Here is an 18,417-nt window from a genome sequence, read left to right as displayed (position 1 = left end):
GCTGGCCCTAGGGTGGGCCACGATGGCGACGATCTACGAGGTCGCGGCCCGGGCGGGGGTGTCCCCCGCGACCGTCTCCCGGGTGCTCAACGGCGCCCGCGTCGCCGAGGACCTCGCGTCGAAGGTCCGGGAGGCCGCCGCCGAGCTCGACTTCACGCCGAGCCGCACCGCCCGGTCGCTCCGCCGCCGCCACTCGGACCTCATCGCCCTCCTCATCCCGGACATCGAGAACCCGTTCTTCACCGCCGTGGCCCGGGGCGTCGAGGACCGGACCCGGGCGGCGGGCTACTCGCTCGTCCTCTGCAACACCGACGAGGATCCGGACCGGGAGCGCGAGTACCTGCGCGTCGCCGCGGGCGAGCAGATGGCCGGCGTCATCCTCGCGCCGACGGGCGACCGGACCGACCTCTCCGCGCTCGCCTCCCGCCCGGTGGTCGCGGTCGACCGCGCGCCGCACGGCGTGATGGTGGACACGGTGACCATCGACAACCGGCGGGCGGGATGGGACGCGACCCGCCTGCTGCAGGGTCGCGGCTGCCGCCGGATCGCCTGCATCACCGGCCCGGCCGGAGTGGACACGGCGGACGAGCGCGCCGAGGGCTGGCGCGACGCGGTGCGCGAGGCGACCGGTGCCGCGCCGGATCCCGGGCTCCTCCGGCACGGCGACTTCCGGTACGAGTCCGGTGGCGCCGAGCTGACCGCGCTGCTCGCCGGCGACTCGCGGCCCGACGGGGTGGTGGTCGCCAACAACCTGATGGGCGCGGGAGCGCTGAGAGCACTGGGCGCTTCCGGGGCCGAACGCGGAGCGGTGCAGCTCGCCGTCATCGGCGACCTGCCCTTCACATCCCTCGAGCCGGCGGGCGTCGCGGTCGTCCACCTCCCAGCCCGGGAGCTCGGCGATCGGGCCGCGGCCCTGCTGCTGGAGCGGATCGGCGGCGACGACTCCCCCGCGCGTCGTGTCCTGCTGCCGGCCGAGTCCCCCGCGACGCGCAACTAGACGCGACCAGGGGCTCCTGGTCCGACTCCGCCCGTTCGCCCGCTGTTCTCCGAGCCGACATGGAATCGATGCCGGGACGCCCCGTCAAGGATCTTGACTGTGCGAATCATCTCCGTAGCGTGGAAATCGCGACAGGGAAGGAGCCTTCGAATGGCTCGAGCCGCCTCGGAGGGCGACAGTCGGACGGAGCAGCAGCGCCGCCTGCAGAACCGGGAGACCGTGACGGATCTGCGGATCGCCGAGCACCCGCGCCCCGACCACTTCCTCCTCCACTTCAGCGACACCCACTTCGTCGGCGGCGACCGGCGACTCTACGGCCGGGTCGACAGTGAGGCGCACCTGCGGCGCCTCGCCGACGAGTTCGCGGCCTCAGGCCACCGCCCCGAGGCGATCGTCTTCACGGGCGACCTCGCCGACCACGGTGAGCCGGACGCGTACGCGCGTCTGCGAGGCATCGTCGAGCCGTTCGCCGATCGCCTCGGCGCCCAGGTGATCTGGTGCATGGGCAACCACGACGAGCGCGCCGCCTTCCGGACCTCCCTCCTCGACGAGGCGCCGTCGACCGATCCGTTCGACCGTGTGCACGACGTGGGCGGGCTGCGCGTGATCGTGCTCGACACGACCGTGCCGGGCCACCACCACGGCGAGGTCTCCCCTGCGCAGCTGGCGTGGCTGGCCGAGGTGCTCGCGACTCCCGCGCCGCACGGCAGCGTGCTGGCGCTCCACCATCCGCCCGTCCCGTCGGTGCAGGACCTCGCGGTGCTCGTCGAGCTCCGCGGCCAGGCGCGCCTCGCCGAGGTGCTGCGCGGCAGCGACGTGCGGGCGATCCTCGGCGGTCACCTGCACTACTCGACGTCCGCGACCTTCGCCGGCATCCCGGTGTCGGTGGCGAGCGCCACCTGCTACACGCAGGACCTCACGGTGGCCGCACGCGGCACCCGGGCGCAGAACGGAGCGCAGGCGTTCAACCTGGTGCACGTCTACGCCGACACGGTGATGCACTCGGTCGTGCCGATCGGCGGCCACCCCGAGGTCAGCTACGTGTCCCCGGAGGAGACGGCGCGCCGGCTGGAGGCGGCGAAAGTCCTCATCCCGCCCCCGGCGAACGCGCCGGTCCGGGCGCGCTCGCTCGCGCGCCGCTGACCCTGCCGGACCTGGTCAGCTCGCGGTGAGCTCGGCGGGCTCCTCGCCGACCTCGACCACGGTGCTCTCCCACGGCGCGGGGATGGCGTAGTAGCGCTCCAGGAAGGCGCGCATCGCCTGCGCGCGCTCCTCGGCGCTCACCTCCGGGAAGCTGCCGTCGTTGAGGCAGAAGAAGTCGAACGAGCGCTTGCGGAGCAGCCGGTCGAGCAGGGCCAGGCCCTTGCGCGTCGTCGTGTCGACGTAGAGCACCTTGGCGCCGATCTTCTGCACCGCGCGCCCGGTGAAGAGCGCGAAGTAGTGGTACAGGGAGTTCGTCACCGAGATGTCCGTGGCGGACCGGAACCGCGACGCGGCGGTCCGCGCGAACTCCTCCGGGAAGGTGCGCTCGAGCTCCTCCACCACGCTCTTCTTGAACGGCGCCGCGGTGTGCTCCAGGTGCCGCGTGGTGACGCGGCCGAACCGCTCGCGGAGCAGCCGCCGGTTGACCCGGGCGGCGTTTTCGAATCCGCTCCGCCTCGGGTCGTTCTCGCCGAGGCCGATGCGGGTGGTCGCCTCGATGAACTTGGTGAGGCCGCCGGGCGAGAAGAACATCTCGGGGCCGACCGGGCGCCCGAAGAACATGTCGTCGTTGGAGTAGAGGTAGTACTCCGAGAGGCCCGGGATCCGGTGCAGCTGGCTCTCGACCGCCTGCGAGTTGTGCGTCGGCAGGACGGAGGGGTCGGCGAAGAACTCCTCGCTCCGGACGATGCGGACGCGCGGGTGCTCGGCGAGCCAGGCCGGCGCGGGCGAGTCGGTGGCGATGTAGATGTTGCGGATCCACGGGGCGTAGAGGTACACGGAGCGCAGCGCGTAGCGCAGCTCGTCCACCTGGCGGTAGCGGGCCTCGGCGTCGTCGCCCTCGCCCACCACGTAGCTCTCCATGCGCTGCGCTCGCGCGCGCTGGAACTCGATGTCGGTGCCGTCGACCCAGCTGAAGATGATGTCGACCTCGAAGTCGACGTCGCTCGCGAGCGGGTCGAACATGTGCTCGAGGGTGGTCCAGGTGTGCCCGTAGCGCTCGACGCTCGCCTCGACGAACTCCTCGAGCGGGAGGCGGCGGCGGGTGAGCGCGTTCTCGACGGGGACGAGGATGTCCTCGCTCGCACGGCGCCACACCTCGAGCTGCACGGCGAACGCGGCGCCGTAGCTGAGCGATCCGCTGCGGTCGGCCCGCGGCCGGTACAGGCGCAGGACGCGAGGCGCGGCGGAGGTCGACAGCCGCCCGGCTGCGACGAGCACCGGCTCGCCCTTCAGGGTCAGGTCCTTCGGCCGCAGCGTGTCCGCGTAGAACGGCTCGGACGCGGACGCCGCCACCAGCGCGGCCTCGGCGGCCGGGTAGTCCTCGGCCTCGATGGCGAGCGTCGGGCGGGCGTCGTCGTGGCGGATGAGCAGCGCCCGGATGCCGTTGGCGTCGAGCACCCGGCGGACGAAGAGCAGGTCCTGGACCATCGCCTCGTGCGGGGTGCGGGTCTCGTTGACGAGGGTCAGTCTGCCCGCGCGATCGACGATGTCGGTGCGGGCGAGAAGCCCGGGCGGAACGAGTGAAAGGGCCGGTCGCGGGGTCTTCTTGGGCATGAGGCGGCTCCGCGAGTCGGGGAAGATGGTCGATCGCTCACTTTAGGTGAGGGAACGATCCCATCCCCAGTCAGACCCCTCCGCCGCCTCCGCCTCCTCCGCCGCCGCCCGAGGAGCCCCCGCCCGACGAGCCGCTGCTGGAGCTCGACGAGCTGCTGCCGGAGTAGGAGGTGGACGCCGAGGAGCTGAGGGCGGAGATGCCGGAGGAGAAGCCGGCGGCGTTGAACCCGGCGGATCCGCCGTACCAGTCCGGCTCCGTCCGCTCCCGCTCGTACCAGGTGCCGAGCACCTCGGCCCAGTCGCGCTCGACGCCGAAGAGCACCGCGTGCGGCAGCAGCTGCTCGTACAGCTGGACAACGGAGCCGCCGCCCGCCGCCTCGGTGCGGAGCGCGCCCTCGGGGCTCTGCAGCACCCGCATGCGGTCCGCCTCGGCGAGACGCAGATAGTCGCGGACGCCCAGCAGGTGATCGCGGACCTCGGCGCCCTCCGCCGTGAGGGGCCGCTTGGCGGGCAGCACGAGGGCGAGCACCCCGACCAGGGAGAGCAGGAGGGCGAGGAACGGCAGCGCGCCGCCCTGCGCCGAGGCGAGCAGGACGACGGCGGCCACGACGGTGAGCACCATGCCGGCGAGGCCGAGGATGGCGAGCCAGACGCGCGGGCGCCGGGGCGGCCTGCGCTGATAGCCGCGGTCGAGCGCATCCTGCGGCAGCTTCTGCAGCACGGCGTGCACGCTCTTGCCGAGCTCGGTGTCCTTCGGGTCGAGCGTCCGCCGCTCGCCCGGCTTCGGCTTCCCGAACAGGGCGCGCACCAGGCGCTTCTCCGCTCCGGTCGCCCCGCGCGGGCCTCTGCCGAGGCGGGGCCGGCCCTCGGCGTCGACGAACTGCACGGCGAAGAGCGGCTTCCGTCCCGACGCCGGCTCCTCCACGATGCGGATCATGCCGCGCACCGCGAGGGAGACGAGCGCGGCGGCGACCGCGCGCTTCGTGCGCCCGAGGAGGTGGGCCGACAGCAGCAGGTCGGGCTCGCGCAGCGGCAGGTACTCGGGAACGAGGGTCGGCCGGCCGGGCGCGTCCCGCAGCCGGGTGACGCGGACGACGACGGCCGCCACCGCCGCGGCGGCGAGCACCGCGAGGCCGAGCAGCAGGACGACGCCGAACGGGGACGCGAACAGCGAGTCGTCCCGCGGCACGAACGTGCCCGGGACGAACCCCACGGCGAGCGTGACGTTCTCGCCCGGTCCGAGGTCCGCGGCCGACACGGTGACGACGGCCCCGTCCTCCGACTGCTCCGCGGTGACCGGGCACTGCTCGGTCGAGCCCTCGGCGCCCTGGTAGCAGGCCGCGCTGCCGGTGAACTGCCGGGCCAGGTCGGCCGGGACGTGCAGCCGGGCGGTGACGCTGCCGAACGGCTGCGCCCAGCCGGTGCCGTTGACGTCCCAGTAGAAGTCCTCGACTCCGGCGTCCTCGTCGAACAGGATCACGTTCCGCTGCTCGTAGGTGATCACGTACGTGTGCGACCCATGGAGGTAGTCGTCGCCCGCGATCGTGAGGACGGTGAAGTCGTCCTCCTCCTCGGACTCCCAGTCGAGGGCGACACCGTCGCCGTCGGTGACCGAGACCACGGTGAGGTCGGTGGGCGCGCCCTGGTACTCGTCGACGAGGGCGCGCTGGATGCCCCTGTTCTGGTCGATCTCCGGGAACTCGGCGGTGAGCCTCTCGACGGTGCGCAGGGTCGCTCTGCCGTCCGCGTCCCGGTCCAGGTGGTAGTCGGCCTCGAACGAGCTGAACGTGAAGTCGCCGACGTCGGCGTTCGCGGGCGCCACGGCGCCGAGGAGGACGAGGACCAGGGCCAGCGCCCCCGAGAGGGCGGCGACGGGGGTGCGCACGGAACCGACTCTAGGGGGTGGGATCCGATTCCCGGGCCGTCGTAGGGTGTCGTCCATGCCGTCCCCGCTCCCGCTCGAGGAGGCGGTGCAGCGCGGCCCCGTCGTGCTCGACGGCGGGCTGGGCACACTGCTCGAGGCGCGGGGGAACGACCTCAGCGGCGGCGTGTGGTCCGCCCGGCTCCTCCGCGACCGGCCCGAGGAGATCGTCGCCGCGCACCGCGAGTTCTTCGACGCCGGCGCCCGCGTCGCCATCGCCGCGTCCTACCAGGCGTCCTTCGAGGGGTTCGCCAGGGAGGGCGTCGAGAGGCGGGAGGCGGAGGCCCTGCTCCGACGCGCGGTCGCGCTCGCCGACGAGGCGCGCGCGGAACGGGAGGCCTGGGTGGCCGCCTCGGTCGGGCCGTACGGCGCCATGCTCGCGGATGGGTCCGAGTACCGAGGCAACTACGGCCTGACGGTCGACGAGCTGCGGGCCTGGCACCGGCCGCGCCTCGAGATCCTCGCCGACGCGGGTGCGGACCTGCTCGCCGTCGAGACGGTCCCCTCGCTCGCCGAGGTGGAGGCGGTCACCGCGGAGGTGGACCGGCTCGGCGTACCGGCGTGGATCTCGGTCACGGTGTCGCTCGGCACGCTGCGCAGCGGCGAGTCGCTCGCGGAGGCCTTCGGGGTGGCGGCCTCCTCGCCCGCGGTGGTCGCCGTCGGCGTCAACTGCAGCGCCCCGTCCGAGGTGCTCGGCTCGATCGCCGTGGCGCGGCAGGCGACCCGCAAGGCGATCGTCGTCTACCCGAACAGCGGCGAGGAGTGGGACGCCAAGAACCGCACGTGGGTCGGCTCCCCCGCCTTCCCCGACGAGCTGATCCGCCGGTGGCGCCACGCGGGCGCGACGCTCATCGGCGGCTGCTGCAGGGTGCGCCCCGAGCAGATCGCGCACCTCGCCGAGGTGCTGGAGGAGGCGGCATGACCCGGACCGGAGCAGCCCGGATCGAGGCGGTGCTCGGCGACATCACCGAGGAGCGGGTCGACGCGATCGTCAACGCCGCCAACAGCTCGCTGCTCGGCGGCGGCGGCGTGGACGGCGCCATCCACCGGGCCGGCGGTCCGGAGATCCTGGCCGCGTGCCGGGAGCTGCGCCGGACCCGCCTGCCGGACGGGCTGCCCGCAGGAGACGCCGTCGCGACGACGGCCGGGCGCCTTCCGGCGCGCTGGGTGATCCACACGGTCGGCCCTGTGCACAGCGACCGGGAGGATCGGTCGGCGGTCCTCGCGTCCTGCTACCGGCGCTCGCTCCAGGTGGCGCGGGAGCTCGGCGCCGCGAGCGTCGCGTTCCCCGCCGTGTCGGCCGGCGTGTACGGCTGGCCGATGGACGATGCGGCCCGCATCGCGGTCAGCACGACCCGGGAGGAGCTCGACGCGCACGGCGCGCCCGAGCTCGTCCGGTTCGTGCTGTTCAGTCCGCCCGCGCTGCGGGAGTTCGAGGCCGCGCTGGGCTAGCCCGCTCCGTGTGACGGTTCCGAGGCTCGCTGCGCTCGCACCGCGACCGCCGGGTACCGCGGGGTCAGAGGCGCTCGCGGAGCACCTGCGCCCACGCCTCGTAGCCGGCCTCGTTGAGGTGCAGCCGGTCGCCGCTGAGCTCGGCGCGGATCTCGCCGTCCTCCTCCGCGAAGACGGGCCAGAGGTCCACCCACTCCGCCTTCACGGTCGGGGCGAACTGACGGAGGTGGATGTTGATCTCGCGCACCCGGTCGGCGAGCTCCCTGTCGCGCGGAAGCACCGACTGCACCAGGATGCGCGCGTTCGGCAGCTCGTTGCGGAGCTTCCACAGGATCGACTCCATGTTGCGGACGATCTGCTCGACGCCGCGCCGCCAGGCGAGGTCGTTGGTGCCCACCATCACGACGACGGTTGCGGGTGCGCTCTCGGTCACGGCGGAGAGCCGCTCGAGGACCTGCTCGGTGGTGTCGCCGCTGACACCCAGGTTCACCACGTCCAGTTCGGGGAAGCGCTCGGCCCAGTTGCCCGCCTCGGTGAGGCTGTCCCCCAGGAAGACGGTGGTCGTGCTGTCGGATTCGGCCATGCTCCGAGGCTACGGCGAGGCGGTCGCCGCCCGCCAGCGAGCGGCCGTGCCGTCCCGAGCGGGACCGTTTCGTCCTCGGCTGGCTGCGGCGAGCGTCAGAGCTCTGCGGCGAGGAAGGCCAGGATCCGCTCGCTCATCGCGGTGTCGAGCATCAGCACGGAGTGCGCGGAGCCGGGCCGCAGCTCCAGCTCGGCCGTTCCGCCCGCGGCCCTGAGCGCCTCGGCGAGCGCGACCGCCGACTGCTCGGGCAGCTCCTCGTCCACCGAGTGGGCGAGGTAGAACGGCGGATCCGTGGGATCGGCCGCGGCCAGCGGCGATGCCTCGACGCCGACCGGGCAGGCGGACGGGTCGGTGCAGTCGAGGTACGCGAGGCCGGTGCGCCGGTCGGCCGCGCCGAGGTCCGGGGTCAGCGCGCCCTCGGTGAAGTCCATGATGCCGGAGAGGGCGACGACCGCCCCGAGGCGGGCGCCCTCGTCGAGCGGCCCCTCCCCCGCCGTGCCGGCTTCGGCCACGAGGATCGCGCCCGCGGAGCCGCCGAAGGCGCCGATGCGGGCGGGATCGATGCCGAACGACGCCACCTGCTCGGGCTCGCGCAGCCAGCGGATCGCCGCCTGCAGATCCTCGAGGGCGGCCGGATACGGATGCTCGGGCAGGAGGCGGTAGTCGATCGAGAACGCGGCGTACCCGGCCTGGGCGAGGACGGAGGCGAGCGGCGCCGCGTCCAGTCCGTCGCGGCTGCCGCTCGTGAAGCCGCCGCCGTGCACGACGACGATCGCCGGGACCGGATCGGCGATCGGCTCCGCGGGCAGGTACGCGTCGAGCGCGAGGTCCGTCCCGTCCACGGTGCGGTAGACGATGCCGGTCTGCCGGATGCCCGATTTCGCCGGATCGCTGGGCGACGGCGACACCGCGGGAGCCGGCTCGCGAGTCTCAGGGCCGGCGTCCGCAGCCGCGGTGCAGCCGGCGAGCGCGAGCAGCACGGCGAGGGCCGCCGCCGTTCCGCTCCGCCTCATTCCTCGACGGTAACCGGCACCGCCTGCCGGGAGGCTGGACGCGTGAGGGCCGCAGGGTCAGCGCCCGGGCGCGCGGTGCACGAGTGCCGCCGCGCCGACGAGCGGCCCCTCCGACCCGAGCCCGCTGAGCACGATCTCCGCGCGGCGGACGAACGCCGGCGTCGTGTCCCGGTCCCGGGAGGCGCGGACGAGGTCGAGGTAGTCGGGCGCGACCCGGGAGAAGCCTCCGCCGATCACGGCGAGGTCGATGTCGCACAGCGCCGTGACGGACGCGATCGCCCGGCCGACGGCGGCGGCGCTGCGGCGCACCGCGGCGAGCGCGGCGGGTGCGCCCTCGGCGTAGGCGGCGGCGAGCTCCTCGCCGGTCGCCCCCGTCCAGCCGAGGCTGTTGGCGTAGGCGACGGTGTTGGGGCCGCTCGCGATCGACTCGAGCATCGCCGCATCGCCGGCGACGCCGGGCTCGGTGAACCCGGCGACCTCGATCTGGCCGATGTGCCCGGCGTTCCCGGTCGTCGCCTGCACCGGGCGGCCGCCGAGCACGAGTCCGCCACCGACGCCGGTCGAGACCACCATGCCGAGCATCGAGGTCACGCCGCGGCCCGCGCCGATCCAGTGCTCGGCCACCGCGATGCACAGTCCGTCGAGCGCGAGGGCGACGGGGAGATCCGGCACCTGCTCCCGCACGAGGTCGACGATCGGGTGGCCGGCGAACGCCGGCAGGTTGAGCGGCGCGACGCGCCCGCCGGGGATGTCGACGGGGCCGGCGCTGCCGATCCCCGCTCCCACCAGTCGCGCATCCGCCGGGGTCGCGGCGAGCGCGGACGCCACCACGCGGCGGATCGAGTCCGCGATGTCCTCGCGCGTGGCGGTCGGGCCGGTCGGTGCCCGGAAGCGGCTGTCCGGGAGCACGGCGCCGTCGGAGTCGACGAGGGCGGCCTCCACCTTGGTGCCGCCGAGGTCGACGGCGAGCGCCAGGTCCATGGCTCCGAGCATAGGAGGAGGAGCCGGGCCGGTCCGGCGGAACCGGGCCTCCGCGGCGGCCCGGTTCCGCCGGACCGGCCCGCTTTCCGGCGGAGTGCCCGGACGGCGCCGGACGAGGGGCCCTGCCGTACGCTTGACGGGTCGCCCCGCGCAGCTTGCGCCGGGCGCGAAGCGGGAGAGAACCAGTGACCATCGACACCGGAGCCGGGGCACGCCCGGCAGGTGCTGCGCCGAGCGCCGGCGCCGCCCGAGCCCTCGATCTCCTCGACGGGCCGGTGACCGACACCACGCTGCGGCGGTATCTCGAAGGCATCCCCGGCGTCGACGCCGTCGGCCTCGAGCAGCGCGCGGCGAGCCTCGGCACGCGCTCCATCAAGACCACGTCGAAGGCCATGGCCCTCGACCGGATCATCGAGCTCGTCGACCTGACGACCCTCGAGGGCGCGGACACGCCCGGCAAGGTGCGCTCCCTCGTGGCCAAGGCGATCACGCCCGACCCCTCCGACCCGAGCTGCCCCCGCGTCGCCGCGGTGTGCGTGTACGGCGACCTCGTGCCCGTCGCGGTCGAGGCGCTCGGCTCGCTGCACGCGCCGAAGGCCCGCGCGGCGGGCAACGGCGAGGGGATCGCCGTGGCCGCCGTCGCCACCGCGTTCCCGAGCGGCCGCGCGTCGCGCGAGGTGAAGCTCGCGGACGTCGCCGACGCGGTTCGCAACGGAGCGGACGAGATCGACATGGTGATCGACCGCGGTGCTTTCCTCGCGGGCCGGTACGGCCAGGTGTTCGAGGAGATCGTCGCCGTCAAGGAGGCGTGCCGCCGCCCGGACGGGAACGACGCGCACCTCAAGGTGATCCTCGAGGTCGGCGAGCTCGTCACCTACGACAACGTGCGCCGCGCCTCCTGGCTCTCGGTGCTCGCGGGCGCCGACTTCATCAAGACCTCCACCGGCAAGGTCACGAGCAACGCGACGCTGCCCGTGACGCTGCTGATGCTCGAGGTCGTGCGCGACTGGCACCGGATGACCGGCGAGAAGGTCGGCGTGAAGCCGGCGGGCGGCATCCGCACCTCGAAGGACGCGATCAAGTACCTCGTGACGGTCGCCGAGACCGCAGGTGAGGAGTGGCTGCAGCCGCACCTGTTCCGCTTCGGCGCGTCGAGCCTCCTCAACGACGTGCTGCTGCAGCGGCAGAAGCTGCACAGCGGCCACTACTCCGGCGCCGACTACGTCACGATCGACTGACCAGCAAGGACCAGAGCCATGAGCTTCCTCGACTACGCCCCCGCGCCGGAATCCCGGTCGGTCGTGCACCTCCGCCCCTCCTATGGCCTGTTCATCGACGGCGCGTTCGTCGACGGGCATGGCACCCCCTTCCCCACCATCTCCCCCGCCACCGAGGAGCACCTCGCCGAGGTCGCGACCGCCGACGAGCACGACGTCGACCTCGCCGTCGCCGCCGCCCGGAAGGCCTACGACCGCGTCTGGTCGCGGATGAGCGGCGCCGACCGGGGCAAGTACCTGTTCCGCATCGCGCGCCTCGTCCAGGAGCGGGCCCGCGAGCTCGCCGTCGCCGAGAGCCTCAACAACGGCAAGCCGATCAAGGAGAGCCGGGACCTCGACATCCCGCTCGTGGCCGCCTGGTTCTTCTACTACGCGGGCTGGGCCGACAAGCTCGACTACGCGGGCCTCGGCGCGAATCCGAAGGCGCTCGGCGTCGCCGGGCAGATCATTCCCTGGAATTTCCCGCTGCTCATGCTGGCGTGGAAGATCGCGCCCGCGCTCGCCGCGGGCAACACGGTCGTGCTGAAGCCGGCGGAGACGACGCCGCTCACGGCGCTCCTGTTCGCGGAGATCCTGCAGCAGGCCGACCTCCCGCCCGGCGTCGTCAACATCGTCACCGGCGCGGGCGCGACCGGGCAGTCGCTCGTCCGGCACCCCGGCGTCGACAAGATCGCGTTCACCGGCTCCACCGCTGTCGGCCGCGAGATCGCGCGCGCGACGGCGGGCACCGGCAAGCGCCTCACCCTCGAACTCGGCGGCAAGGCGGCGAACATCGTCTTCGACGACGCCCCCTTCGACCAGGCCATCGAGGGCGTCGTCAACGGGATCTTCTTCAACCAGGGCCACGTCTGCTGCGCGGGCTCCCGTCTGCTCGTGCAGGAGAACGTGCACGACGACGTCGTGGACCGGCTGAAGCAGCGCCTCTCGACACTGCGCCTCGGCGACCCGCTCGACAAGAACACGGACATCGGCGCGATCAACAGCGCGGAGCAGCTGGAGCGGATCCGCGAGCTGACCGCCGTCGGCGAGCAGGAGGGCGCGACCCCGTGGAGCCCTGCGTGCGAGATCCCGGAGAACGGGTTCTGGTTCGCACCGACCATCTTCACCGGCGTCCAGTCCTCATCCCGCATCGCGCGTGAGGAGGTCTTCGGCCCGGTGCTGTCGATCCTCACCTTCCGCACGCCCCAGGAGGCGATCGCGAAGGCGAACAACACCCCCTACGGCCTCTCCGCCGGCATCTGGAGCGACAAGGGCAGCCGCATCCTCGCGGTCGCCGACGGTCTCAAGGCCGGCGTGGTGTGGTCCAACACGTTCAACCGGTTCGATCCGGCGTCGCCGTTCGGCGGCTACAAGGAGTCCGGCTACGGCCGGGAGGGCGGCAAGCAGGGCCTGTCCGCCTACCTCGCCCCTTCAGGAGGAGTTTCGTGAGCCGTCTCGCCGTTCCCAAGACGTACAAGCTCTACATCGGCGGGAAGTTCCCGCGCAGCGAGAGCGGCCGCAGCTACGAGGTCGTGTCCGCCGAGGGCGCGTTCCTCGCGAACGCCGCACAGGCCTCGCGGAAGGACGCCCGCGACGCGGTCGTCGCCGCGCGGGCCGCGGGAAAGGGCTGGGCCGGAACCACTGCGTACAACCGCGGCCAGGTGCTGTACCGCATCGCGGAGCTGCTCGAGGGCCGCCGCGTGCAGTTCGTGGACGAGCTGGTCCGGTCGGAGGGCCTCACCTCGGAGCGGGCGGAGGCGGCCGTCGACCTCGCCATCGACCGGTGGGTCTGGTACGCCGGCTGGGCCGACAAGTACGCCCAGGTGCTCGGCAACGGCAACCCGGTCGCCGGCCCCTACTTCAACCTTTCGGTACCTGAGCCGACCGGCGTCGTCGCGATCATCGGGCCGCAGACCGGTGAGGGGCACTCCCTCGTCGGCTTCGTCAGCGCGGTCGCGCCCGCCCTGGTCGCGGGCAACACCGTCGTCGTGGTCGCCTCGGAGAAGGCGCCGCTGTCGGCGATCAGCCTCAGCGAGGTGCTCGCGACGAGCGACGTGCCGGGCGGCGTGGTCAACGTCCTCACCGGCTCTCCCCAGGAGATCGCGCCGTGGCTCGCGTCCCACGCGGATGTCAACGCGCTCGACCTCGTCGGCGCCGGCGCGCTCGACTGGGTGCAGCTGCAGGTCGACGCGGCCGAGACCCTCAAGCGCGTCCTCGCGCCCGAGGACGGGGTCGGGGCAGCGGCTCCGTCCCTCGACCGGATCAGCGCGTTCACGGAGACGAAGACCGTGTGGCACACGAAGGGTCTCCTCTAGGGGGTTCCCGCTCCCCCGCCGCGCCGTCCGGTCAAGACGCAACGTCCGATGCAGAACGCAACGCTCTCCTGTTGCGCTTTGCATCGGACGTTGCGTTTTTCCGCTGAGGATCAGCGCCAGGCGGCGAGCCGCTCCACGAGGGCGTCGGCGAACGCGCCCGGCCGCTCCAGGGCGAGGGCGACGCGGCAGTTGCCGTCCGCCTGGTCCGGACTGCCGCGGTAGCGGCCGCGGGTGTCGCACACGGTCGCGCCGCGGGCGGGGCCGGATCCGCACTCCACCTCCACCCGCAGCAGCGGGAAGACGGACGGCACCACCTCGCCCGTGAGCACCGCGGCGGCGAGCGCGTCGTGCTGCGGGGCCGCGCGCCGGCCGAGGATCGGGGCGTAGAAGTCCATGTAGTGGTCGCTGATCGTCGCCACGAAGCGGCCGACCTCGCCGGCCTCCGCGAGGCGGGCGCAGTGCTCCTCGGTGAGCAGCTCGGGCATCGTGACGTCGAGCGGGACGAGGGTCACCGGCCAGCCGGCGGACAGCACCACGGCGGCGGCCTCCGGGTCGTGCGCGATGTTCGCCTCCGCCGCCGGGGTGCGGTTGCCGGGGGCGTCCGCGGCGCCGCCCATCACGACGACGTCGGCGATCCGGGGAACGAGCGCCGGGTCGGCGCGGACGGCGAGGGCCAGGTTCGTGAGCGCGCCGAGGGCGAGGATGCGCAGCCGGCCCTCGTGCTCCCGGGACAGGTCGTCGATCAGCCGGAGCGCACGCCGCTCGTCGAGGAGCGACGGGTCGGCGGAGGCGAGGCCCGCGTCGCCCATCCCGTCTCCGCCGTGCACGGCGGACGAGTGCGGCAGCGGCTCGGCGAGGAACGGGCGCTCGGCGCCGACCGCGACGGGGATGTCCTCGCGTCCGGCGAGCGCGAGCACCCGCAGCGTATTGAGCGCGCAGGAGCGGGCGGGCGCGTTGCCGGACACCGTCGTGATCCCGACCACGTCGACCTCGGGAGAGGCGAGCAGGTAGAGCAGCGCGACGGCGTCGTCGATGCCGGTGTCGCAGTCGACGAGGACGGGTACGGTCATCGGCTCCCCTTCGGCAGGGCGTCCCCCGCGAGATCGTCCTCGAGCATGCGCGGGCGCGTCAGGGCGATGCCCGCGGGGATCGCCGCGACGCCCATCGCGGTGACGAGCAGCAGCGGCGGAGTCCACGACCCGGTTCCCTGGTGCAGCAGACCGAGCAGCAGCGGACCGGTCGCGCCGACCGTGTAGCCGACGCCCTGGGTGAAGCCGCTGAGCGCCGCGGACCCCTGGTGCGTCCGGGTCCGCAGGTTGATGAGCACCATCGCGAGCGGGAACAGGAGCGGCCCGAGTCCGGCTGCGCTGACCCAGAGCCAGGTGGCCGTGCCGGGCACGAGCAGGAGGCCGCCGTAGCCGATCAGGAAGAACGCGACACCGGCGTAGACGAGGAGGCCGGTGTTGCGCATCCGGACCGCGAGCAGCGGCACGAGGATCCCCGCGGGGAAGCCCACGATCGCGTAGAGGGAGAGGAGGGCGCCCGCGGTGAACGCGTCGGTGCCCGCGGTGTCGACGAGGATCTGCGGCAGCCAGGCGAACATGGCGTAGGCGTTGAAGCTGGAGGCGGCGAACACGGTGGCCGTCGACCACGCGACCGGCGATCGCCAGGTGCGGCCGAGCAGCGCAGGCTCCTCCACCTCCGGATCGTCGCCGAGAGCGGCGGCGGAGCGGACACGGCGCTCCCGCAGCCACAGCACGACCCAGGGCACGACGGCGGTGATCGCGATGAGGCCCCACACCGCGAGGTCCGTGCGCCAGCCTGCCGACGTGGCGAGCGGCGCCGAGATCAGGGGCGGCACCGCGGCGCTCATCGCCAGCAGGGCGCTCGTCAGCGCGGTCAGCGCGCCGATCCGCTCCGGGAAGTAGCGCTTCACGGCGGGCGGCAGCAGCACGTTGCCGACACCGACGCCCGCGAGCGCGAGGACGCTGCCGATCAACAGCACCGAGTAGTCGGGCGCGAAGCCGCGCACGAGGTGGCCGACCGTCATGACCACCGCGGAGAGCAGGATGCCCGTGTCGAGGCCGATGCGCCGGCCGATCGCGGGCGCGAGCAGGCCGAAGACCGCGAAGCAGATCGGGGGCAGCGTCCCGAGCACGCCGATCGCGACACTCGACAGCGGGATGTCCGCGTCGATCTCGTCGAACACCGGTGAGAGCGACGCGACCGCCGTGCGCAGGTTGAGCGCAAGCAGGACGATGCAGACGAGAGCGAGGATGCGCCCGGTCCGCACGGGGAGAGGAGCCGCGGTCACCCGCCGGTGCTCGATCCGCGCCCGTCCGGGGCGGGAGCGCCGAGCAGCTGCCGGGCCTCCGCGACGTCCTGCCCCATCTGCGCGATGAGCGGCTCGACGCCCGCGTAGGCGACCATGCCGCGGAGCCGCCGGGTGAACTCGACCTCGACGTGATGCCCGTACAGGTCGAGGTCCTCGTCGAGGACGTAGGCCTCCACCGTCTTGCGCGTCACGTCGTCGAACGTCGGGTTGCTGCCGACCGAGATCGCGGCCGGGTAGCGGGGCGTGCCGGGCGCCGAGGAGTCGGTGAGCCAGCCGGCGTACACCCCGTCGCCGGGGGCGAGGCCCTCCGACTCGGCGGCGAGGTTGGCGGTCGGATAGCCGAGCTCGCGGCCGCGCTGCAGCCCCCGCACCACCTCGCCGCGCACCGTGGGCGCCCGGCCGAGCAGGAGCGCGGCGTGCTCGACGTCGCCCTCGTCCAGGAGCCGGCGGATGCGGCTGGAGGACGCGCGGCCGCCGTCGGCGAGCACGTCGCCGACGACCTGCACCTCGAAGCCGTGCACGGCGCCCAGCTCACGGAGCGTGTCGACGGTTCCGGCGCCGCGCGCGCCGAAGCGGAAGTCGGCGCCGACCAGCACGAGCCGGGCCTCGAGGGCGGTCGCGAGCACGCGCTCGGCGAACTCCTCGGCCGTCCAGGCCGCGAGCTCGCGCGTGAACTCGAGCACGACGGTGGCGGCGACCCCGGCCTCCTCCAGCAGCTCGAGCTTCTGCCCCAGGCTGACGAGGTTCTCGGGGCACGCCTCCGGGCGGAGCACGGCGAGAGGGTTGCGGTCGAAGGTGACGACGACGGGCGTGAGGCTACGCTGCTCCGACGCGGCGAGCAGCTCGGCGAGCACGGCACGGTGGCCGGCGTGGACGCCGTCGAACTTGCCGATCGTCACCGCGCTCGGCCGGACCTCGTCGGGGATCCGGTCGAGCGAGCGGGCGATGATCACGACTCGACCTTCTCCGCTCCCGGGCGGTGCCGGGACAGCCAGAGCATGCCGAGCACGGGCAGCACGAGCGGGACGAGCAGGTAGCCGAGCCCGTAGTAGGACCAGACGGTGTCGCGCGGGAAGAGCGCCGCATCGACGACGCTCAGCGTGCCGACGGTGAGCACGAAGAGCAGCTCGAACGCGATCGTGATCCACGCGATCCGGTACCAGAGCACGCCGCGCGCCACGAGGGCGACGGTCGCGAGGATGTAGACGACGGCGGCGACCGCGGACAGCGTGTAGGCGAGCGGGGCCTCGGAGAAGTCGGTGAGGATCTGCACCGTGGAGCGGCCGGTCGCGGCGAGCGCGAGGATGCCGTAGACCGCGACGAGGACGAGGCCGACGCCGCTGATGCGCCGCCGCCGGACGGGAGGGGCGGACGTGCGAGAGGTCATGGCCCTCCGATTATCCCGCACCGGAGGGGTGACTCGTCCCCGTTCCGGCGATCGGGTGGGGACGATCAGAGCGAGGCGATCAGGCGGACTGGATGGTCCAGATGACGTACATGCGCCACAGCATGATGGCGATGGCGAGGCAGGCGACCCCGACGACCACGGTGCTCCAGTTGCTGCGCTCCAGGAGCGCCCACAGGATGGCGACCGGCGGCAGGATGACGGCGCTGATCAGGTAGGCCCAGAACTCGTACGGGTTGCCGGTGGGCGGGTTGCCGCTGAGGGGCGCGACGATCGCGACCACCACCTGGGCGATCAGCAGCACGCCGACGAGTGCGGCTCCCCCGAGCGTCAGGTCGGATGGCGGCTTCTTCGCGAGGCCGACCGCCACCGCGAGGACGCCCGCGAGCACCGCGATCGCGATCTGCAGGATCGTGAACCAGAGGATCATCGAGCGGCCTCCGTGGTCGGGGACGAGGGGAAGACGACGAGCACCCGCGCCCGCCCGCCTGCGACCTCGACGAGGGCGACGAGCCGGCCGTCCGGTGCGACGGCGGCGATGGGTGCGCCGTCCGGGAGGTCGACCGGGATGCGCTTGCCGTTGCCGAGGTCGGTCGCGGCGGACTCGTCGAGGGCTAGGGTCGGGAAGAGCCGCCCGGCCACGTCCGCGGGTGCCGTCGGCGGGCGGTCGGCGCCGAGGTCGTCGACCGGGGTGGCGTCCTCGACCGCGAACGGCCCGACCGCGGCCCGCCGCAGGGCGGTCAGGTGGCCGCCGACCCCGAGCGCCGCGCCGAGGTCGCGGGCGAGGGCGCGGATGTAGGTGCCGGACGAGCAGGCCACCCGCACGTCGAGGTCGAGCGCGCCGTCCGCGCCCTCCGGGATGCGCCGGTCGAGCAGCGCGAACTCGGACACGGTGACGGGCCGGGCGGGCAGCTCCACGTCCTCGCCGGCGCGGACCCTGGCGTAGCTGCGCTTGCCGTCGACCTTGATGGCGCTGACGGAGCTCGGCACCTGCTGGATCGGCCCGGTCAGCTCCGCCATGGCGGCCGCGATCGCGTCCGGAGCGACGTCGCGCGCATCGGCGGCCGCGCCGAGGGGCTCCCCCTCGCGGTCGTCGGTGGTGGTGGCGCGGCCGAGCCGGATCGTCGCCGTGTAGACCTTGTCGAGCCCCACGAGGTAGGTGAGCAGTCGTGTGGACTGGCCGAGGCCGAGCAGCAGCAGGCCGGTCGCCATCGGGTCGAGGGTGCCGGCGTGGCCGACCTTGCGGGTGCCGTAGGCGCGGCGGGTGCGCGCGACGACGCCGTGGCTCGTGATGCCCTCCGGCTTGTCGACGAGCAGGATGCCGTTCGGGGCGGCCTCCGCAGCGGAGTCGTGCGGGCCCGGCATGCTTCGCACTCTACAGCGGCGGGCGGGCGCGGGCGCG

At 73.5% G+C, this 18,417-nt stretch carries 18 protein-coding genes; 7 read left to right on the top strand and 11 right to left on the bottom strand.

What is annotated here, in order from left to right; all coding sequences use genetic code 11:
* The first annotated feature begins 22 nt into the window (after positions 1–22).
* Complete coding sequence (locus J3P36_RS13645) at positions 23–997, top strand: LacI family DNA-binding transcriptional regulator (RefSeq protein ID WP_210508753.1); 975 nt, start codon at positions 23–25, stop codon at positions 995–997.
* A gap of 150 nt (positions 998–1,147) precedes the next feature.
* On the top strand, positions 1,148–2,140 hold the full coding sequence (locus J3P36_RS13640; RefSeq protein WP_246854755.1) for a phosphodiesterase: 993 nt from the start codon (positions 1,148–1,150) through the stop codon (positions 2,138–2,140).
* 15 nt (positions 2,141–2,155) lie between these two features.
* Here the strand turns inward: J3P36_RS13640 and J3P36_RS13635 are convergent, their stop codons facing one another.
* Both J3P36_RS13635 and J3P36_RS13630 read right to left on the bottom strand, forming a co-directional pair.
* Positions 2,156–3,754, bottom strand: a complete 1,599-nt coding sequence (locus tag J3P36_RS13635) for a stealth conserved region 3 domain-containing protein (RefSeq protein WP_210508752.1) — start codon at positions 3,752–3,754, stop codon at positions 2,156–2,158.
* A gap of 70 nt (positions 3,755–3,824) precedes the next feature.
* Positions 3,825–5,639: a DUF2207 domain-containing protein gene (locus J3P36_RS13630; protein ID WP_210508751.1), complete on the bottom strand. Its 1,815-nt coding sequence runs from the start codon at positions 5,637–5,639 to the stop codon at positions 3,825–3,827.
* Between the two features lie 55 nt (positions 5,640–5,694).
* On the opposite strand from J3P36_RS13630, the gene mmuM reads away from it, so the two are divergent.
* Complete coding sequence (mmuM, locus tag J3P36_RS13625) at positions 5,695–6,597, top strand: homocysteine S-methyltransferase (RefSeq protein WP_210508750.1); 903 nt, start codon at positions 5,695–5,697, stop codon at positions 6,595–6,597.
* Positions 6,594–7,127, top strand: coding sequence for an O-acetyl-ADP-ribose deacetylase (locus J3P36_RS13620; RefSeq protein WP_210508749.1), 534 nt, complete (start codon positions 6,594–6,596; stop codon positions 7,125–7,127). The genes mmuM and J3P36_RS13620 overlap by 4 nt, the downstream gene beginning before the upstream one ends.
* A gap of 64 nt (positions 7,128–7,191) precedes the next feature.
* On the opposite strand, the gene J3P36_RS13615 is transcribed toward J3P36_RS13620, so the two are convergent.
* From J3P36_RS13615 to J3P36_RS13605, 3 genes are all read right to left on the bottom strand, one after another.
* Positions 7,192–7,710 (bottom strand): GDSL-type esterase/lipase family protein, encoded by a 519-nt coding sequence (locus J3P36_RS13615; RefSeq protein ID WP_210508748.1) that lies wholly within the window; start codon positions 7,708–7,710, stop codon positions 7,192–7,194.
* A 95-nt stretch (positions 7,711–7,805) separates the two neighbouring features.
* A complete protein-coding gene (locus J3P36_RS13610) occupies positions 7,806–8,723 on the bottom strand; it encodes an alpha/beta hydrolase (RefSeq protein ID WP_210508747.1) in 918 nt (305 codons plus the stop codon).
* Between the two features lie 57 nt (positions 8,724–8,780).
* Positions 8,781–9,704 carry an ROK family protein gene (locus J3P36_RS13605; RefSeq protein WP_210508746.1) on the bottom strand — a complete coding sequence of 308 codons (924 nt, stop codon included), beginning with the start codon at positions 9,702–9,704 and terminating at the stop codon, positions 8,781–8,783.
* A 191-nt stretch (positions 9,705–9,895) separates the two neighbouring features.
* Here J3P36_RS13605 and deoC point away from each other — a divergent pair, with 191 nt between their 5' ends.
* The 3 genes from deoC to J3P36_RS13590 are packed head-to-tail and all read left to right on the top strand — an operon-like array spanning position 9,896 to position 13,275.
* Positions 9,896–10,942 (top strand): deoxyribose-phosphate aldolase, encoded by a 1,047-nt coding sequence (gene deoC, locus J3P36_RS13600; RefSeq protein ID WP_210508894.1) that lies wholly within the window; start codon positions 9,896–9,898, stop codon positions 10,940–10,942.
* 18 nt (positions 10,943–10,960) lie between these two features.
* Positions 10,961–12,409: an aldehyde dehydrogenase family protein gene (locus tag J3P36_RS13595; RefSeq protein ID WP_210508745.1), complete on the top strand. Its 1,449-nt coding sequence runs from the start codon at positions 10,961–10,963 to the stop codon at positions 12,407–12,409.
* A complete protein-coding gene (locus J3P36_RS13590; protein WP_210508744.1) occupies positions 12,406–13,275 on the top strand; it encodes an aldehyde dehydrogenase family protein in 870 nt (289 codons plus the stop codon). Before J3P36_RS13595 ends, J3P36_RS13590 begins: the two co-directional genes overlap by 4 nt.
* Positions 13,276–13,385: 110 nt before the next feature.
* Here J3P36_RS13590 and J3P36_RS13585 read toward each other — a convergent pair whose 3' ends face one another.
* From J3P36_RS13585 to truB, 6 genes are all read right to left on the bottom strand, one after another.
* Positions 13,386–14,345 carry a nucleoside hydrolase gene (locus J3P36_RS13585; protein ID WP_210508743.1) on the bottom strand — a complete coding sequence of 320 codons (960 nt, stop codon included), beginning with the start codon at positions 14,343–14,345 and terminating at the stop codon, positions 13,386–13,388.
* Positions 14,342–15,589, bottom strand: a complete 1,248-nt coding sequence (locus tag J3P36_RS13580) for a CynX/NimT family MFS transporter (RefSeq protein WP_210508742.1) — start codon at positions 15,587–15,589, stop codon at positions 14,342–14,344. The genes J3P36_RS13585 and J3P36_RS13580 overlap by 4 nt, the downstream gene beginning before the upstream one ends.
* Complete coding sequence (locus tag J3P36_RS13575) at positions 15,586–16,563, bottom strand: bifunctional riboflavin kinase/FAD synthetase (protein ID WP_210508741.1); 978 nt, start codon at positions 16,561–16,563, stop codon at positions 15,586–15,588. Before J3P36_RS13575 ends, J3P36_RS13580 begins: the two co-directional genes overlap by 4 nt.
* On the bottom strand, positions 16,560–16,997 hold the full coding sequence (locus tag J3P36_RS13570) for a hypothetical protein (RefSeq protein WP_210508740.1): 438 nt from the start codon (positions 16,995–16,997) through the stop codon (positions 16,560–16,562). The genes J3P36_RS13575 and J3P36_RS13570 overlap by 4 nt, the downstream gene beginning before the upstream one ends.
* Positions 16,998–17,076: 79 nt before the next feature.
* Positions 17,077–17,445, bottom strand: a complete 369-nt coding sequence (locus J3P36_RS13565) for a hypothetical protein (protein WP_210508739.1) — start codon at positions 17,443–17,445, stop codon at positions 17,077–17,079.
* Positions 17,442–18,380 (bottom strand): tRNA pseudouridine(55) synthase TruB, encoded by a 939-nt coding sequence (truB, locus tag J3P36_RS13560; RefSeq protein WP_210508738.1) that lies wholly within the window; start codon positions 18,378–18,380, stop codon positions 17,442–17,444. Before truB ends, J3P36_RS13565 begins: the two co-directional genes overlap by 4 nt.
* Positions 18,381–18,417 lie beyond the last annotated feature (37 nt).

Source organism: Naasia sp. SYSU D00057, assembly GCF_017916505.1.
GTDB lineage: Bacteria > Actinomycetota > Actinomycetes > Actinomycetales > Microbacteriaceae > Naasia.
This window is presented reverse-complemented; position numbering and strand designations above follow the sequence as displayed.

Bases quoted from the DNA above. Each gene is read 5' to 3' on its own strand.
- J3P36_RS13565 (WP_210508739.1), bottom strand. From the start codon at position 17,445: ATGATCCTCTGGTTCACGATCCTGCAGATCGCGATCGCGGTGCTCGCG.
- J3P36_RS13635 (WP_210508752.1), bottom strand. From the start codon at position 3,754: ATGCCCAAGAAGACCCCGCGACCGGCCCTTTCACTCGTTCCGCCCGGG.
- J3P36_RS13605 (WP_210508746.1), bottom strand. From the start codon at position 9,704: ATGGACCTGGCGCTCGCCGTCGACCTCGGCGGCACCAAGGTGGAGGCC.
- J3P36_RS13640 (WP_246854755.1), top strand. From the start codon at position 1,148: ATGGCTCGAGCCGCCTCGGAGGGCGACAGTCGGACGGAGCAGCAGCGC.
- J3P36_RS13595 (WP_210508745.1), top strand. From the start codon at position 10,961: ATGAGCTTCCTCGACTACGCCCCCGCGCCGGAATCCCGGTCGGTCGTG.
- J3P36_RS13570 (WP_210508740.1), bottom strand. From the start codon at position 16,997: ATGACCTCTCGCACGTCCGCCCCTCCCGTCCGGCGGCGGCGCATCAGC.
- J3P36_RS13615 (WP_210508748.1), bottom strand. From the start codon at position 7,710: ATGGCCGAATCCGACAGCACGACCACCGTCTTCCTGGGGGACAGCCTC.
- J3P36_RS13620 (WP_210508749.1), top strand. From the start codon at position 6,594: ATGACCCGGACCGGAGCAGCCCGGATCGAGGCGGTGCTCGGCGACATC.
- J3P36_RS13645 (WP_210508753.1), top strand. From the start codon at position 23: ATGGCGACGATCTACGAGGTCGCGGCCCGGGCGGGGGTGTCCCCCGCG.
- J3P36_RS13610 (WP_210508747.1), bottom strand. From the start codon at position 8,723: ATGAGGCGGAGCGGAACGGCGGCGGCCCTCGCCGTGCTGCTCGCGCTC.
- J3P36_RS13585 (WP_210508743.1), bottom strand. From the start codon at position 14,345: ATGACCGTACCCGTCCTCGTCGACTGCGACACCGGCATCGACGACGCC.
- mmuM (WP_210508750.1), top strand. From the start codon at position 5,695: ATGCCGTCCCCGCTCCCGCTCGAGGAGGCGGTGCAGCGCGGCCCCGTC.
- truB (WP_210508738.1), bottom strand. From the start codon at position 18,380: ATGCCGGGCCCGCACGACTCCGCTGCGGAGGCCGCCCCGAACGGCATC.